Annotated in this window: 11 protein-coding genes; 3 read left to right on the top strand and 8 right to left on the bottom strand. The window is 67.0% G+C overall.

From position 1 onward, the window contains the following. Positions 1 to 155: 155 nt before the first annotated feature. Both DVU99_RS18845 and DVU99_RS18840 read right to left on the bottom strand, forming a co-directional pair. Positions 156 to 749 carry a YceI family protein gene (locus tag DVU99_RS18845; protein WP_114241772.1) on the bottom strand — a complete coding sequence of 198 codons (594 nt, stop codon included), beginning with the start codon at positions 747 to 749 and terminating at the stop codon, positions 156 to 158. Between the two features lie 54 nt (positions 750 to 803). After that, positions 804 to 1,397 (bottom strand): malonic semialdehyde reductase, encoded by a 594-nt coding sequence (locus DVU99_RS18840; protein ID WP_114241771.1) that lies wholly within the window; start codon positions 1,395 to 1,397, stop codon positions 804 to 806. A 135-nt stretch (positions 1,398 to 1,532) separates the two neighbouring features. On the opposite strand from DVU99_RS18840, the gene DVU99_RS18835 reads away from it, so the two are divergent. Continuing rightward, complete coding sequence (locus tag DVU99_RS18835; protein WP_114241770.1) at positions 1,533 to 2,510, top strand: mitochondrial fission ELM1 family protein; 978 nt, start codon at positions 1,533 to 1,535, stop codon at positions 2,508 to 2,510. A 6-nt stretch (positions 2,511 to 2,516) separates the two neighbouring features. Here DVU99_RS18835 and glnE read toward each other — a convergent pair whose 3' ends face one another. Then, positions 2,517 to 5,369, bottom strand: coding sequence for a bifunctional [glutamate--ammonia ligase]-adenylyl-L-tyrosine phosphorylase/[glutamate--ammonia-ligase] adenylyltransferase (glnE, locus tag DVU99_RS18830; RefSeq protein ID WP_114241769.1), 2,853 nt, complete (start codon positions 5,367 to 5,369; stop codon positions 2,517 to 2,519). 254 nt (positions 5,370 to 5,623) lie between these two features. On the opposite strand from glnE, the gene DVU99_RS18825 reads away from it, so the two are divergent. Together DVU99_RS18825 and DVU99_RS18820 are read left to right on the top strand one after the other, a co-directional pair. Next, positions 5,624 to 7,519: an LTA synthase family protein gene (locus tag DVU99_RS18825; protein ID WP_232823664.1), complete on the top strand. Its 1,896-nt coding sequence runs from the start codon at positions 5,624 to 5,626 to the stop codon at positions 7,517 to 7,519. 230 nt (positions 7,520 to 7,749) lie between these two features. Further along, positions 7,750 to 8,040: a hypothetical protein gene (locus DVU99_RS18820; RefSeq protein WP_114241767.1), complete on the top strand. Its 291-nt coding sequence runs from the start codon at positions 7,750 to 7,752 to the stop codon at positions 8,038 to 8,040. A 62-nt stretch (positions 8,041 to 8,102) separates the two neighbouring features. Here the strand turns inward: DVU99_RS18820 and DVU99_RS18815 are convergent, their stop codons facing one another. From DVU99_RS18815 to DVU99_RS18795, 5 genes are all read right to left on the bottom strand, one after another. Continuing rightward, positions 8,103 to 11,339 (bottom strand): autotransporter domain-containing protein, encoded by a 3,237-nt coding sequence (locus DVU99_RS18815; RefSeq protein WP_232823663.1) that lies wholly within the window; start codon positions 11,337 to 11,339, stop codon positions 8,103 to 8,105. Positions 11,340 to 11,547: 208 nt separating this feature from the next. Next, on the bottom strand, positions 11,548 to 13,947 hold the full coding sequence (locus tag DVU99_RS18810; protein WP_232823662.1) for a TonB-dependent receptor: 2,400 nt from the start codon (positions 13,945 to 13,947) through the stop codon (positions 11,548 to 11,550). A gap of 173 nt (positions 13,948 to 14,120) precedes the next feature. Further along, positions 14,121 to 15,110: a FecR domain-containing protein gene (locus tag DVU99_RS18805; RefSeq protein WP_198670388.1), complete on the bottom strand. Its 990-nt coding sequence runs from the start codon at positions 15,108 to 15,110 to the stop codon at positions 14,121 to 14,123. Next, a complete protein-coding gene (locus DVU99_RS18800; RefSeq protein ID WP_232823661.1) occupies positions 15,107 to 15,625 on the bottom strand; it encodes an RNA polymerase sigma factor in 519 nt (172 codons plus the stop codon). Before DVU99_RS18800 ends, DVU99_RS18805 begins: the two co-directional genes overlap by 4 nt. A gap of 23 nt (positions 15,626 to 15,648) precedes the next feature. Beyond that, positions 15,649 to 16,638, bottom strand: a complete 990-nt coding sequence (locus DVU99_RS18795) for a DUF535 family protein (RefSeq protein WP_157971487.1) — start codon at positions 16,636 to 16,638, stop codon at positions 15,649 to 15,651. Positions 16,639 to 16,989: the final 351 nt, after the last annotated feature.

Genomic DNA, 16,989 nt, shown 5'->3' with positions numbered 1-16,989 from the left:
TGGCCTGGACCAGGCTGATCTGGCCATCCGGACGCCTCCGGGCAACCACCGCCGATCAGCTCCGCACGAGGCGGTCGTCGATCGCATGGCTCACCGCACACAAAAAAACCCGCGCCTTGCATGGCGCGGGTTTCTGGCTACCCGAAGGGAGCGACTTACTTGGCGGCGTCGGCCTTCGGCACCGAGGCTTCGGTGGTGATGCGCACCTGGATCTCGTCGCTCACGTTCGGCACGTAGGCGCCCATGCCGAAGTCCGAGCGCTTCAACGTGGCGGTCGCGTCGAAGCCCACCGTCTGCACCTTCATCATCGGGTGCTCGCCGCTCTTGTTGAGGGTGGCGTCCAGCACGACCGGCTTGGTCACGCCGTGCACGGTGAGGTCACCGGTGACCTTGAACTTGTTGCCGCCCACTGCCTGCACGCTGGTGCTCTTGAAGGTGATGGTCGGGTACTTGTCGGCATCGAAGAAGTCCGGCTTCTTCAGGTGCTCGTCCAGCTTCGTCACGTGCGTGTCGAGGTTGGCCAGCGGCAGCGTGACGTTCACCGAGGAAGCGGACGGGTTCTTCTCGTCGAACACGATGGTGCCCTCGCCCAGGCCGAGGTTGGCGGTGGGGTTGGAGAAGCCGAAGTGGTTCCAGCTGAACAGGACGTCGGTGTGGCCCGGGTCCATCTTGTAGGTGACCGGGGCGGCCTGGGCGGTGACGGCGGCGCCGAGCAGGCCGGCGAGAAGCAGGTAACGGAGTGCACGCATGGGAAGTCTCCAGTGGGTGTGGGGCTGCATGGGATCAACGGGGCCCGGAGGGGCTCAGACGATCTTGCAGGCCTCGTCGAAGGCGAGGCGCGGACTGCGCGGGAAGAGGTCACGGCTGGCGTCGCCGTAACCGATGTTGATGAGGAAGTTGGCCTTGATAGTGGTGCCGGCGAAGAACTCGGCGTTCACGCCTTCGGCGTCGAAGCCGGACATCGGGCCGCAATCGAGGCCCAGCGCACGCGCGGCGGCGATCACATAGGCGCCCTGCAGCGAGCCATTGCGGAAGGCGGTGGCGTCGATCAGCGGCTGGTTGCCGACGAACCAGCTGCGCGCATCGGCATGCGGGAACAACTGCGGCAGCTTTTCGTAGAAAGCGTAGTCGGTACCCACGATCACCGTGACCGGCGCCGCCAGGCTCTTGGCGCGATTGCCTTCGGACAGGTGCGGCGCGAGGCGGGCCTTGGCGTCAGCGGACTTCACGAACACCAGGCGGGCCGGCGAGGAATTGGCGCTGGTCGGGCCGAACTTGGCCAGTTCATAGAGCTGGTGCAGCTGCGCCCCGGTCACCTCTTTCGGCAGCCACGCGTTATACGTGCGGGCATGGCGGAACAGTTGGTCGAGGGCGGCCTCGGAAAGCATCTCGCTCATGGGTATCCTTTGGACGTGGGGCGCCACCGGTGGCGCGACAGTGACGCAGTGTAAGCGCGGGCGCGGACAAACTGGACACAGGCGAATGAAACGAACTGTGCTGTTCAAGGAAACAATCCCGCCGGTTATGCCCGAATGCTGAAGCTGCGCGGTGATTGCTGGGTGATTACGGACCAGGCCGCCGGCAACCAACGCCAGGCCCTGGCCCTGGCCGAGCCGTTGGGCCTGCCGATCCACCACATGCAGTTGGAACCCAAGCCGCCCTGGTCCTGGCTCGCGCCGCGCTTCACGGTAGGTGCACAGCTGGCGCTTTCCTCCGCGCAGGAACAGCGATTTGCTCCGCCCTGGCCGGCGGTGGCCGTTGGCTGCGGCAGGCAGTCCGCCTTGTACACACGCATGCTGCGGCAGCTCAGCAATGGGCGCAGCTACACCGTGCAGATTCTCGACCCGCGCATCGATCCAGCGCATTGGGACATGGTGATTGCACCGCGCCACGACCAGCTGAGCGGCCCCAACGTGGTGCAGCCGCTGGGCTCCCTCAATCCGGTGGACGACGACTGGCTGCGCGACGGACGCGAAGCCGACCCCGGGCTCGCCGAACTGCCCCGGCCACTGGTCGGCGTGCTGCTGGGCGGCCCCCGGCGTGGCATCACATTCGACGAAGGCTATATCGAACAACTGGCCAGCCAGCTGTTGCTGCGCCAACTGGCCGAGGGTGGCAGCCTGCTGGTGCTGGCCTCGCGGCGCACGCCACGGTCGCTGGTCGAGCGCATGCGCGAGCGACTGGCCGATGCCTCGGGCCTGGTGTGGGCGGGCCCCGATGATGGCGGCAACCCCTATCCGGGCGTGCTGGGCTGGGCCGACCGCCTGGTGGTGACGCCCGATTCGGTCAACATGCTGTCGGAAGCCTGCGCGGTCGGCTGCCCGGTGCAGACCCTCGTGCTGGGCAACCTGCCGGAGAAGCTAGCGCGCTTCCACCGCGCCCTGGCCGATGCGGGCTACCTCTACCCACTCGATACGATCGCCCCGGCCCCTGCCCGTCCATTGCGCGAAACGGCGGCGATCGCCGCGATGCTGCGCGAACGCATCGCGATCCGGCAAGCCAACCCCTGAGCTGGATCAGAACTGGAAGCCCAGCTCCGCGGTCACTTCCTGCACGTTGCTGCACAGGCGATCGAGCTCGCCGTCGCGTGGCGCGATGCGTGAGCGCAGATCCAGGGTGCAGGCCAGCGCGCGGTGCAGCAGCTCGGCATGGGCCTCGGCGAACAGGCCTGCCTGCCTGCCGGTAAGCAGGCCGGCATTGCGGCACGCCTCGATCAGGCCCGCATTGGCGGTGATCGACAGCAATGCCGGATGTTCCGCGGCATGCGCAAGCACCAGGCCCTGCAAGGCGAACTCAATGTCGAGCAGGCCGCCCAGGCCCTGCTTGAGATCGAGCTGGCTCGCATCGGAACGATCACGCTCCGCACGCCAGCGCTGGCGCATGTTGCTCACCTCCAGCAGCACGGCGGCGCGATCGCGAGGCACCGCCAAAACCTCGCGACGCACGGTCGCCAGTTCCGACTGCAGGGCGGGATCGCCCGCGATGGGGCGCGCGCGCAACAAAGCCTGGTGCTCCCAGGTCCATGCACGACTCTTCTGGTAGCCGGTGAACGACTCCAGGCTGCTCACCAGCAGGCCCTTGGAACCATCGGGGCGCAGGCGGGTGTCCACCTCGTACATTCGACCCGCGCGAGTCAGCACGGTCAGCCAGTTCACCACGCGCTGCACGAGGCGCTGGTACCAGCGCGTGCCTTCCAGCGAACGCTTGCCGTCGCTCATCGCGTGTGCGTACTTGCCGTCGTACACGAACACCAAGTCGAGATCCGAGGCAAAACCCAGCTCTTCTCCACCCAGGCTTCCATAACCCAGCACGGCAAAACCACTGCCTTCTCCCGGCAAGCGTCCGTGCTGTGCCGCGAGATCGCGCTCGGCCAGCGCGGTCACCGCCATCACCATCGATTCGGCCAATACCGCCAGCCGGCGCGCCGTGGCCACGGCGTCGGCGCGTCCATCGCTGAAGGCCAGTCCAAGGCGGAACGCCACGCTGGCCTTGAACTCGTTGAGACGCTCAAGCTCTGCTTCGGGCTCCCGCTCATCCAGCGTGGCGAGCACGCGGGTGATTTCCGCGCTGATGTCGGCGCGCTTGAGCGGCAACTGGTCGATGCGCGGGTCCAGCACGTCGTCCAGCAGCAGGGGCTGGGAGATCACGCGTTCGGCGAGGAAGGCGCTTTCGGCGAACAACTTGGCCAGGCGCAGGCGCGCCGCCGGCTGCTCCTCCAGCAGTGCCAGGTAGGAAGATCGACGCGCCACCGCCTGCACCAGGCGGCACAGGCGCAGCAGGCACGGCACCGGCGCGGCACTCGCGCGCGCCACCGCCAGCAGCTGCGGCATCAGGCGATCCAGCTGTTCGCGCGTACGCTGCGACATGGCACGAACGGAGCCCGCCTGGGCCAGCTTCTGCAGGGCCTCGGCTACTTCACTGCCCGGGGTGAACCCCGAGGCTTCCATCACCCCGGCTCCCAACGACTCCTGGCAGGCCTGCCGCCACAGCGCGACGTCCGCCACCGGCGCACTCGCAGTACGCCCGCCCTGGGGCATCAACACCGCGGCGAATTCCTCGCTGACGTTGGCGCGGTGATGTGCCAGTTCCGCCTCCAGCTCCTCCCACGCGGCGTGGCCCAGCCCCACGGCGATGCGCTCGCGGCTGAGCGCATCCTCGGGAATGTCGTGCGTCTGCGCATCGCGCAGCATCTGCACGCGGTTCTCGACGCGACGCAGGAATACATAGGCCTCGCGCAACGCGCGGGCACGCACCGAACTGATGTGTCCGCGCGCTTCGCAGGCGGTGAGTGCCGGCAGCAGGCCGCGCACGCGCAGGCTGGGCTCCCGGCCGCCGCGGATAAGCTGCACCAGCTGTACCACGAACTCGATTTCGCGGATGCCGCCCGGGCCCAGCTTGAGGTTGTCGGCCAGGTCCTTGCGCGCGACCTCGGCGTCGATGAGCGACTTCATCTCGCGCAAGCCGGCGAACGCGGTGTAGTCGAGGTACTTTCGGTAGACGAACGGGCGCAGCAGTTCCTGCAATTGCTTGCCGGCGTTGCGGTCACCGGCGACCGGGCGCGCCTTGATCCAGGCATAGCGCTCCCAGTCGCGGCCTTCGCTCTGGTAGTACTGCTCCATCGCGGAGAACGGCAGCGCGAGGCGACCGGCGTTGCCGAACGGTCGCAGGCGCAGGTCCACGCGTGCGCAGATACCGTCGACCGTGGGCTCGTTGAGCAGGCGCACCAGCTGGCGCGCCAGGCGCACGAAATACTCACTGTTGTCGAGCGAGCGAGCGCCGTCGCTCTGTCCGCTGTGCGGATAGGCCAGCACCAGGTCGATGTCGGAAGAGAAATTCAGCTCGCTGCCGCCGAGCTTGCCGAAGCCGACCACCACCATGCGTTGCAAGGTGCCGTCGTGGCTGCGGCTATGGCCATAACGCGCGGCCAGTGCCTGTTCGGACCAGCCCAGCGCGGCGCCCAGCAATGCCTCGTAGAGCACGCTGGTGGCCGAAAGCGTTTCGGGAAGCTCGTCCAGCCCATTCACGTCACGAAACACCAGCCGCAGTGCCTCGGCATGGCGGAACTGCCGCAGCTCGGTAAGGCAGGCGGATTCGTCGGCGGACAGGCGCAACGCCTCGATGCGCGCGCTGGCGTCGCTGCCCGAGCGCAGGCGCTCCAATCCCTGCGGCGCCAGCAGCTGCGGCTGCCGGAACCAGGTGTCGAACGCAAAATCGCTGGCCAGCAGCGTGCGCCGGATGCGCTCGGCCACGCCGGCATCGTCATGCAACGGCACGCCCATGATGCGGCAGCGTGCGGCCAATTCACTGTAGCGGTCGTCGATCAGCGCGCGCAGCGCCCTGGATTCCGCGGGCCTGTGGGTAACGGTCATCGGGTCATTGTGCCGCACTGCCGCAGCGCGTGCAGGGCCTCGGTCAGGTGGCTGCTCCGTTCGGATACATGACCACCAGATGACTGGACCCGCCTGCGCCCCAGGGCCGCATGGTGCACGCCGGTTGCCCGTGACGCGTTGCACATGCACACATCCCCGGGCGCAATTCGGCCCGATGTACAACGATTGGTTCATATCCGGCTGGTTACAGTCCGGAGTCCGAGCCATGACAGCCACCGCAGGATGCCATGACCATGTCAGCGACTCTGTCCGCGCTGCGTGCGCGTTCGTGTTCCTTCCGTCTTGGTGTTGTCGCTGTACTGGCGATCGCCTTCACGCTATTGACCGGTGTGGTCGATGGCGGCGTCGGCGTGGGTCCCACCCAGCTCTTCAACCAACCACTCTACCTGCTCGCCAACGCGCTGCCCGGCCTGCTGCTGGCCCTGTTGCTGCTGGTGCTGAGCCGGCGCGTGCTGCTCTCATACGGTCTTGCGTTCCTGGGGCAGACGCTGCTGTACGCCGTGAACGCGCTGAAGGTGCGCAACCTGAGCACGCCGTTGATGCCCGCGGACTTCCGCATGCTGGGCCAGCTTCGACGCGGCGGCTTCAAGCTGCTCGGCAGCTACCTGCCGGCTAGCCCATGGCCATACCTCGCGCTGCTCGCCGCCATCGCGATCATCGCATCCGCCTGGCGGCTCGAGCCGACGCTGTTTGCCCGTCGCACCCGCGGCAAGCGCCTGCTCGCGGGGGTGGCGGTGTTCGGCCTGATCGGCACGCTGATCGCCGGTATGCCCGGCTGGATGAAGCTCTATGGTGGACGCCACCTGTGGCTCGAGCCTTGGTCGGCCAGCGCCACGGCCGAGCACTCGGGCCTGGTCAGCTCGCTGATGATGTTCCACCTGCAACAGAATCACGCGCGCCAGAAGCCCGACCCCGCTGCGGCGCAACAACTGATCGAGCGCGCGAATGCGGCGCTGCGCGAACGCCTGCTGCCGGCCTCCGCCGTCCAGGGCGAGGCGCCGGATATCGTGGTGATACAGAGCGAATCGTTCTTCGATCCGTCGATCATGCGCGGCTACCAGGGCGTGGACCTCACGCCCAACCTGCATCGGCTTGCCGCGCAGGGCGAGAGTGGCCCGCTGCATGTGCCGACCTACGGCGGCGGCACCATCCGCACCGAGTTCGAGGTACTGACCGGCCTGTCGCTGCGTTATTTCAACGACCTGCAGTTTCCGTATCTGCAGATGAACCACAAGGTGGTGCCGAGCCTGGTGCGCACGCTGCGCGCGCACGGCTACGAGACGATCGCGCTGCACGGCAACGACCCGGGCTTCTGGAACCGCAACACCGCATTCCGCGCGATCGGCTTCGACCGTTTCGTTTCCCGATCCGCCTTCCCGGCCAACGCGCCCATGGATGGCCAGTACATGGCTGACCGCGCGATGACCGACGAGATCATGGCGCAGCTCAAGAACGCCGGCCCTCCGCAGTTCGTGTTCGCCATCAGCATCGAGGCCCACGGGCCCTATGACATACCGCCTGCCGATAGCGCCGCACGTGACGCCATTCCCGTGCCCGTCGGCGTCACCGGCAAGAACAAGCTCGAGCTGCAGAATTACCTCTACCACATGCAGCACGCCGACCAGGAACTGGGCCGGCTCGCCGAACTGCTGGCCCATCGCGAGCGCCCCACCCTGCTGCTGTTCTATGGCGACCACCTGCCGGCGCTCACCGACACCTACCTGACCACCGGCTTCGTGGATGGCAAGGACATGCTGAGCCAGGCCGGTACCTGGCTGCTGGTCGATCCACGTAATCCACTCCCGGCCACCCACGAATCGTTGGCCTCCTGGATGCTGCCGGGGCGGCTGCTTGAACTGGCCGGCATCCGCGACGACGGCTACTTCGCGCTCACCCAGGTGATCGCGCCGCAACTGGCCACCCTGACGCGGGCGCCCGGTGCGCCACCAGAGCGCGAGGATGTCGCCGAACGCACCGCCGACGACGACATGGCCAACGTCGCCCTGTTGCGCATGAAGGGCCGGCTCGATGCGTTGCTGCCCCGGGCTGAAACGCAGACCGCCGAGCTGGGCCACGCCCTGCATGCGGTGAACGGCGGCGAAGTCGAGTCGGCCGGCGCCCACCAGTAGCCTTCCCGCCAAATAGACGTCCATACCAATTGAGGCCGGCGGCAGCCCGCGAAGGAAAACAAGAGGGTCCAAGGGCGTCGCGACGCGATCGAATGGCGCGGATTCAGCGAACTGTCTGGCCGCTAAAGGGAGCCGGTTCGGTTCAGCTTCGGTAAGGCAAATGCGATCTAGCTTGGATCCCAGCCGCGAAGCAACGCCTTCGCGGCATCTACCCACTGGAGGTTTGCCTCATGCGTAAGACCCTGCTTGCCGCCCTCATCGTCACCGCCGCTTCCGTGCTGACCGTCCCGGCTTTCGCCCAGGACGCCGGCGCCGCCAAGACCGAAGCCAGCGCGACCAGCGGCGCGGCAGCGAAGGAAACCGCCAAGGCGGGCGACACCACCAAGGCTACCGACACCGCCAAGGCCGGCCACAAGGCCAGCACCACCAAGCAGCACTCGGGCCACAAGGCCAAGACCAGCGGCACGGGTGATGCCACCACCGGCAAGGCCGAGGCGAGCACGCCGGCAAGCGGCCAATAAGCGTCTACGCAATACGCACGAAAGCCCCGGGAGGAAACTCCCGGGGCTTTCGCGTTACAGGCTCAGAACTTCCAGACGAAACCGCCACGGAAACCGCTGTCCACCACGCGATGCGCGGCCTGGCCTTCGTAGGCAAGGTTGAACGACGCACTGGCCGACACCGGCAGTTCCAGTCCGGCATCCACCACCATCACGTCACGCGCCAGCGGGGCGCCGTCCACCGCGAACACGCTGCCACCGGCAAACGCCAGCGGAGCCTGCGGCGAGATGTTGCCGAACGCGTGGCGCCAGCCCAGCATGGCGTGCGCCGCAAACACGTCGCCATTGAGCGCAAAGTGCGTGGAAAGCCGTGCACCCAGCGTGCTGTAGGTGAGCGCGTCGTCACCACCGCGCACCTGCAGGGCCGTCGCACCGCCCTGTTCGGCGAATCCGTCGCCATCCAACCTCACGTAGGCGGCCTGGGCGAACGGCTCGAACGAGGCCGTCTTCCACGACAGGTGGTACGCCGCTTCCGCGTACGCCTGAGTGGTGAAGTAGCGGGCGTGCCCGAGCAAGCGCTCGTCGAGATCGGCGAACGCGACGTCACGGGTGGTATCCAGCGAATGCGAGGTATAGGCGAGGCCCGCACGCAGGCCGAACGCATCCCACTGGGTACCACCGTACACGCCGACATGGGCATCGTCGCTGGAGCCGGAACTGGCGCGCGACGGCAGCTGCAGCGAGGTCTGCGTATAACCGCCCAGCACGCCGACGTGGCTGGTCTCGCCGACCGGCATGTCGGCGCCCAGGACAAAGCCGCCGACCGATTGCGACAGGCCGCCGGCGTTGTCGTCGCTGCCGCGATGACCCCATGAGCCGATGAACTGGCCCCACCATGCGATGCCGTTGGCGGCGGGCGCCGTGGCGGACTGGCCGTTGCCGGGCTCGCCCTCGCCGAGCTGGCGCAGGCGCCCATCCATGGCATCGCGCACGTAGTGGCTGTCGTCCAGGAAGGTGCCACGCGCGCTGCCGTGGATTTCTCCCGACAACGAGTCCGACGCCGCACGTATCGCCTCTGCCGAGGGAAGGTTCGCCACGGCGGTGAACACCGGATTGCTGGCCGGCAGCGATTGCAGGCCTTCGAGCGCGGCCGTTTCGTTGCGGGTTCCGCCGAAGCTGGCGAGGCTGCGCTGCTGCACCACTTCCAGGTACACATGCTGCGCGTCATACGCCGTGGCCAGGCCGAGCACCGCGCTGAGCGAGCCGGTACCGGCGATTCCATAAGTGCCCTCGATGCCTCGCAAGGCGGTCAGCACGGTGTAGCGCGCACCCTTCTGGTAGAGCGTGCCGTCCGCGGCCGGCGCAAGCGCCAGCTCGGCGCCGCTGGACAACAAGGCCTGCCCGCTCGCCTGCACGCTGCTGGACTGGCCGGCCTGCAAGGGATTGGCCTGGACCAGATAGGTCGAGCCCGCAGCCTGAAGGTAATTGCCCTGCACGGTAAAGCCCTGGTAGTCCGGTGCGATCGTGCCGGAAACCGCCAGTGCGCCGCCGATGCTGCCGTGGCCGGTGAGCAGGCCACTGCTGGTGATCGAACCGGCAATGCGTCCCGCATCGCGCAGCCATCCCTGGTTGACCACGGAACCGGCGATGCTGCCCGCATTGGCCAGCACGCCCAGGTTGAGCACGCCACCCGCGATCGACCCGGTGAGATCCAGCTCGCCCTGCGCCGCGATGCCGGTGGCGCCGCTGTAGGTATTGCGCCCGCTGAAGGTTTCACGGCCCGCGTGGATCACCACGCCGCCGCCGGTGGCACCGCTCAGGCCGCCATCGACCAGGGAACCCGCGAATACGCCGTCGGCCTTGGTCAGTTCCAGCACGCCGCCGCCGAGCTCGACCGCGCCGCGCCCCGAGAGCGACACCAGCGTGGTGGTCTGCGCAGCGCGCGAAACATCGAGCACGCCATCGACATGCATGTCCGACGACTGCGCCACACTGCCCGGCCCGGCCAGACCCAGCCAGCCGCCGGACTGCACCACGGTGGCGCCGGTGTAGGTGTTGGTGCCGCTCAGGTTGGCCACGCCACCCTGCGCCACGGTGAAGGCGCCGCTGCCGGAAATCACGCCGGCCAGGCCCAGCGGCCCCATGTCCGGGGTCACCGTGAATCCGGTGGCAAGTGGCGTGTCGGTCACATAGAACGGCGTGTATCCGGTGGCCTGGTTCTGCAGGTCGTACATCACCGCATTGCGGAAGAAGAAGCCGATGCCGTAGATGGCGCTGCTGGGAAACCCGCCATACGGACCGACTGTCACGACATTGGTGTAGTCGCCGCTGCTGTCGTCGCCACTGGTCACCGAACTTGGCTTGGAGCCAGGCGCGACGCCGGTCGCGGTCAGCGTGATGCCCGGTACTTCGTCGCCATAGGCGTTGATGTGGCCTGCGGACGTTTCGCCGCTGAGCAAGCCCACGCCGTTGTCGATCAGCATGATGTTCGGCGTACCGGTGTCGAACAGGGTCGGCAGGGTGGCGCTGCTGGTGTGCTTGCCATCGCTCAGCGCGTACAGGAACTCCGTGTCGAACTGGTTGGCGGATGGCGCTCCGGACAGCGCAAAGCTGCCCTGCGCGCCACCGATCCACGGCACCACGCTGAGGAACTGTGCGCGCAGCGCCGGAGTGAGGCCGAGGATCAGGCAACCCTGCCCACAGGCCCCCGGCACGCCCGGCGCGCCATTGGCCTCGACGATGTAGCCGCTGCTGGTCAGCATGCCGGGCACGCCGTTGCCGAAATCGCCCGCGCCGAGAATGCCGTAGAACACGCCCTCCTCGGGCGCCACGCCATTGGCGAGGTTCTGCTGGAAGCCGGTGTCGATCTTCAGCGTCACGCCGTTGGCCGTGCCTACGGCCTGGCCGGTGGCGGTGGAGGTGACATAGGCGTAGTTGATCGCCACCGGCGCGCCCTTGGCCGTGGCGAAGCTGGCCACGCCGGCGCCCGTCCGCGAGTTATAGAACTGGATGCTCGATACCGTGGTGGCCGATTGCACGTAACCGTAGGTGCCATCGCCATACAGGTAGAACTGCAGTGGACCGGTCGCCGTGCCCGATTGCGTCGGGAACCACGCGGGACCCGAACCATGCAGCGCGGTCAGCCCCACGTCGATGTTGAAGGAGTCTGAGCCGGTGTCGAACAGGTATTCCTCCGGCATGGCGCCATTGACGCCTACGTTGATGCCGAGGCGATAACCGTACTGCCCGCCGCCGTAGTTCTCCTGGATGATGTCAAGCGGAACGTCGCTGCTCTGTGCCCATGCGTGCGATGCAAACACGCACGCCAACGCCGTGGCCAAAGGCCGGAATCGTGTCTTGCTCAATGCTCTCCCCTTCCCTAGTCATTGCTTTCCCGGCTGCTGTCGTTGGACGCATCGTGCTCGGGCCGGTCCGTGCGCGATGTGGTACCCCGACAGCTGATGACGTGCGAGAAGAGACAAACGGAAACGCTGGAAGCGTAGCAAGAAATTGCGTCAACGCGTCATGCTAGAAATCGTAGCTTCCGCTGAGCAGATAACGACGGCGCGTGCTGAACGGCAGGAAGGTCTCGTTGAAATCGGCGGCGTACTGGCGCTTCTCCAGCAGGTTCTGCACGCCAAACGTGAAACGCCAATGGTCGGCGCGATAAGACACGTTGCCGTCGACGCGCGCCTGGCCCGGCACGCGGTAATACGTGGTGTAGTCCAGGCTCTCGCCCAGTGACGAGCTGCGCGCGAGCACGCCACCGGCGACGCTCCAGCGGCGCAGGGCGGGACTCTGGAACTGATAGCTCGCCCACAGGTTGAAGCGCTGGCGCGGCGCGCCTTCGGCCTGGGTGCCGTCGTGGTTGCTGATCTGCGCGTTGGTGTAGCTGCTGCTGATATCCAGCCCAGGCAATATGCGACCAGTGAATTCCACCTCCAGCCCGCGGTTGGTCTGGCCCGGGCCCAGCGTCGCCAGATTGGGCGGCTGCTCGTCGACCAGCAGGTAGCTGTGGTCGAGCATGATGCGATAGAGCGATACGGTCAGCCGCGCGCGCTCGTCGAAGAAGTTGAACTTGGCGCCGGTCTCCAGTTGGCGCGACAACGCCGGCACCAGCGGCCGGCCGTTCTGCCCCAGGTACGACACCGGCTGGAATCCATTGGCCGCGCCTGCATAGAAGGCAACGTCGGGCGTCAGCTTGTACACCACGCCGACGTTCGGCACCCACTTGATGCGACGCGGATACCATGGATTGCCCTCCACATCGGTGGTGGAGATTTCATAGGTGGCGCGGCGCAGCGACATCAGCAGGTTCCAGTGCTGTCCCAGCGCCATCTGGTCCTGAAGGAAGAAACCGCTGTCGATCGACCATGGCGTCGCCGAGATCGGCTCGTCGTCGGCCGCACTGATCACCGACTGCACCTTGGGCAGGCCAGGACTGGTGAACAGGTTGTACACGCCATCATAGGCGTGCAGGTAATCGTCGCTGCGGCTGATGCGCGAGCGGGAGTAATCGAAGCCGAGCGTGACCGTGTGCGTCACCGGCCCCATTCCGAATACGCCGATCAGGTCGTTCTGCAGCGAGTAATAGGCATCGTTGTAGCGGTAGGACTCGGCCCAGGCGCTGACGTTGCCGTTTGCGGACGGGTTGTAGAAGGTCCAGCTCTTCTCGTCGTTGTGTTGCTGCACGTACTGCGCGCGGCTGCGCCAGCTCCAGGTGTCGCCCAGCTGCTGGTCCAGCAGCATGTACAGCCGGTTGGTCTGGTAGCTGGCGTAATCGTACGGATTGCCGGGCAACAGGCCGGCGGGCGATGCCGAGGCAAGACTGCCATCCAGCAGCACCAGATGGTCCGGGATCGGCAGGCGATTGACGATGCGTTGCGCACCGACCACCAGTTGCGTGGTGGCCGTGCGCCAGGCGATCGACGGCGCGAAGTACGCACTGCGCCGGTCACGGTAGCCCTGCGGCGAACGGTGGGCGTATTCCCCCGAAACCACCAGCCGGTAACTGAGGTTGGAGCCTGGCCAAAGGGCTCCGGCGAGGTCCAGGCCCAATTGGCCGTGTCCTTGCTCGCCGATGGTATAGCTCAGCTCGCGTACCGGCGTGCTCTGCGGTTGTTTCACGGTGACGTTGACCAACCCGCCGAAACTGAGCCCGGTGGCATCGCCCAGGATCGATTGCGGCCCCTTGAGAACCTCTACGCGCTGCAGGCCGATCAGTGGCGGATAGTCGCCCGAGCCCGCCACGCTGTTGGGCATGCCATCGGTCAGTCCGTTGCCGCTGGTAAACCCGCGGATCTGGAACATCGGCAGGCCGTCGGAATCCTCCACGTACTGAACGCCGGCCACGTTGCGCAAGGCATCGGCCACGCTGAGCAGTTGCTGGGAATCCATCAGGTCGCGCGTGACCACGCTCACGGACTGCGGCACGTCGATCAGGTCGGCGTCGTTGCGCGAGGCGCTGCTGGTCAACGACGCCAGGAATCCGACATCGTGATCGACCAGGGCATTGGCCTGCACTTCGGTGAGTTCCTTGACTTCGGTGTCCACCGGCGGATGCGCCGCGTCGGTGGGCGAGGCTTTGGACGGCGCGTGCGGCGTGACCACCACCGTGCGCGCATTGGGAAAGTCGAAGACCAGGCCGGTGCCCTGCAGCAGCCGCGTCATCGCCGCCGAAGGGCTGTAGCTGCCATCCAGCCCGGCCGAACGAAAGCCCGCGATGGCGCTGCCCGAAGTGAGCACCTGCACGTTCGCCTGCTTGCCGAAGGCAATCAGCGCAGTGGCCAACGGTTGTGCAGGGATGGAAAACGTGGTGCGCGGTGACGCAGTCGCCTCGCGACCATCCGCGCCGGCATCGCCGGGCAACGCCATACCGATCGACGCTGCGAGGCAGCCTGCCCACAGCAGCCGTACCTGCACCCTCATCCCCTTCGTCTCTCCCCGAGCGAAAGGGGCAAGTGTGACACGCGCCTGCGACGCTGTGGCGAAAAAAAAACCACGATGAACAATGTCTGTCGTGGGCCTTGCCAGGGTGACGCGCGCCGTTCAGCGTCCAGGGCCAGCGGGCCCCGGACCACGACGCGACGCAGCTGCCTGACTCACGCGCCGGCGGGTGCCTTGGCGGCGTCGGACAACAGCAGCTGGCCGCCTTCCTCACTTACGCGCAACGGCAGCACCTTGGGCAAGGCACGCAGCCATTCCTCGATGGCGTCGGTGCGCACGGTACCGGTGAAGGTCATGGGCGCGAGATCGGCATCGACGATGCGCAACGGGCGCTTGCTGTAGCGGTTGATGTTGGCCACCACCACCGACAACGGCTCGTTGTCGAATTCCAGGCGCGAATCGCGCCACGCCGCCACCTCGGCAGGATCGGCGCTCGACACCTTCATGGCCGGTCTCGCCGGATCGTAGGACACGGCCTGTCCGGCCACCGCATCCAGCCCGGCGTCGTCGCCGTTGGCGCCCTGGTAGATGCGCACGCGCCCCTCCGCCATGGTGACGGTCACCAGGTCGCCGGTACGCCGCACGTCGAATGCAGTGCCGATGTCACGAATGGTGAGCTTGCCGGCCTGCACCACGAACGGGCGCTGCGGGTTGTGGGCCACCTCCAGGTAGACCTCGCCTTCGGCCAGCTCCACCTGGCGCAGGCCGCGGCCAAAACGCGTGGTGACGCGGGTGGCGCCACCGAGCGAGATGCGCGAGCCATCGGCCAGCGTGACGTCCTGCGTGCCTGCCACTGCACTGCTGTACTGCTGCGTCTGTACCTGGCCACCGAGCAGCAGCCAACCGGCCACGCCGCCGGCCACCAGCACCACGGCCGCCGCGGCGGCCCATGGCTGCCAACGGAAGCGCGCGGCCTGCGATGGCGCGAACTCGGCCAGCAGGCGCGCGCGCGACACTTCGCCCAAGGCCGCCAGTCGCATGGCCAGCTCGGTAACGCGTTCGAACGCGGTGAGGTGGCTGGGATCCTCGGCGGTCCAGGCCATCCACTGCTCCATGGTCCGTTCGGAAGCAGCAGGATCGCGCAGGCGCACCCACCAATCAGCGGCCACGCGCAGGGTTTCTTTGTTCGGATTGTTGGCCATCATGGCATCTCCGGTTCGTCGACCCGCGCCCGGCAATGGGCCAAGGCGTTGGCGACGTGATAGCGCACCATGCGCTCGCTGATCTTCATGGTCCGTGCGATAACGCCGATGTCACATCCGTCGATGACGTGCATGACGAACGCGCGCCCCGTCTTGGGCGGCAGTTCACGCAACGCCTTGTGCAACTCCTGCAGCTGGCCACTGGCCGCGGCGTGCCGCTCAGGGATAGGCGCCAGGTGCAGGTCTTCGTCCGGTGGCTCGATCGGGTTGTCGGCACGCACCTGGCGCATGCGCAGGCGATCGACCGCCAGGTTCGAGGCCACGCGGAACAGGTAGGCACGCAGCGACTCCACCTGCTCGGGCTTCTCCAGCGTGACCAGGCGCACATAGGCCTCCTGCGCCACTTCCTGCGCGTCGGAGTACGAGTTGAGCCGACACTGCAGGAACGCCACCAAGGCACGGTTATGCTCGCGGAACAGGTCCGCGACGCGCATCGCATGGGCAGGATCCAGGTTCACGCCAGCATGCCCGGAAGGGTTGGCTAACTTGTCCACAGGGCTTCCCCGCGCCCACCGGGCAGCCGGGTGGACGATTCTAGCGCCTCGCCCTGCGCGGGGGCGTCAAACCACCACGGCACCCGGCACAGGGCGTCGCTCAGCAGTTGCACCGCCTGCCAACGCAATTCGGCGCGACGCCGGAACGCCGAGCGGTGATGGCTGGCCACTTCGGCTTCGGAACGGTGATGGATCACTTCAGGCAATTCGTACCAACCGTCGGCGGTTTGCACGCCGCCCTGTTCTTGCCAGAACGCGTCGTAGTCGGCACGGAAACGGCGGCGCCCATGCAGCGGGTGGTCCTGGTTGCTTACGGCGAGGATGCGCTCGATGCCGCACTGGCCGGCAAAAGCGTAGGCCAGCACCAGCATAAGCTGCTTGGGGCGCATGCCATGCATCAGCCGGGTCAGTTCGCGCACGCGCTCGCGGGCGTGGTCGCCGGTGGGGCCCTGGATGCACCCGATGGCCATCGTGGGCTTCTCGTCGATCACCGTCAGCACCAGGCGATAGAGCGGCCTGCCATCGGCCTCCGCCAGTTCGATGGACAGTTCCCCCTCGCAGCCCTTCGCGATCGTCGGGCGCAGGAACAACTGCAGGTGGCTGCCGTCCTTCAACTGCAAGTCGCCGAGCGTAACGCCACCGCGCACATAGACCGCCTCGAACAGCTCCACCGGCCAGTGCTCAAGCAGATAGCGGTAATGGCAATGCACGCTGCGCAGGCGATCAACTCGACGCCAGCGCAGGTGGATGAAGCGGTGCAGGTGGCGCTCCAGCAGGCGAGGATCGCGCCGCACGCAGGCCCGCATCAGCGGGTGGGCGTGCAGGAACTCCAGGTAGCGGTGGTGGCCTGCGGGAAGCGTCGCCGCCCGCACCAGGTATTTCGCCGCCTGCAGCATCCGCTCGCCGGGACTACCCGCCCAGTCCTGGCGCTCGCATAGCGAATGCCACCACAGCATGAATCCGGTGTTGCCATCCATGGCAGCTCTCTCCCGTAGTCCAGCCACTCGCGGGGTCGCCAGGCCCGCCACGCGTAAATCGCGCTCCAGGCAGCGTTGTGCGGCAAAGGCATAGCCGCTGGCCGCGAATACGAGGTCGGCATCCAGAGGTTCCTCCCCCGGCAGAAGATTCCGTTCGTTCAAGGCGCGCGCGACCCGCGTAGTGGCTGTGACAGTAGCCAAGACGTTTGGGCGGGACAGAACGGAAATGGAGGCGCCCATTTTTTTTCGCCCGGCATTGCCAGTCCTGGTCCGGCCGGCTTAAATGGGCCCGGCCGCGACTGGTGGCCGCCCGGAACCCCGACGCCGCAGATCCCGCCGATGCCCCAGACC

Source organism: Dyella sp. C9, from assembly GCF_003332825.1.
Taxonomy (GTDB): domain Bacteria; phylum Pseudomonadota; class Gammaproteobacteria; order Xanthomonadales; family Rhodanobacteraceae; genus Dyella.
Note: the sequence above shows the minus strand (reverse complement) of the source record. Positions and strands in the feature narration are given on the sequence as shown.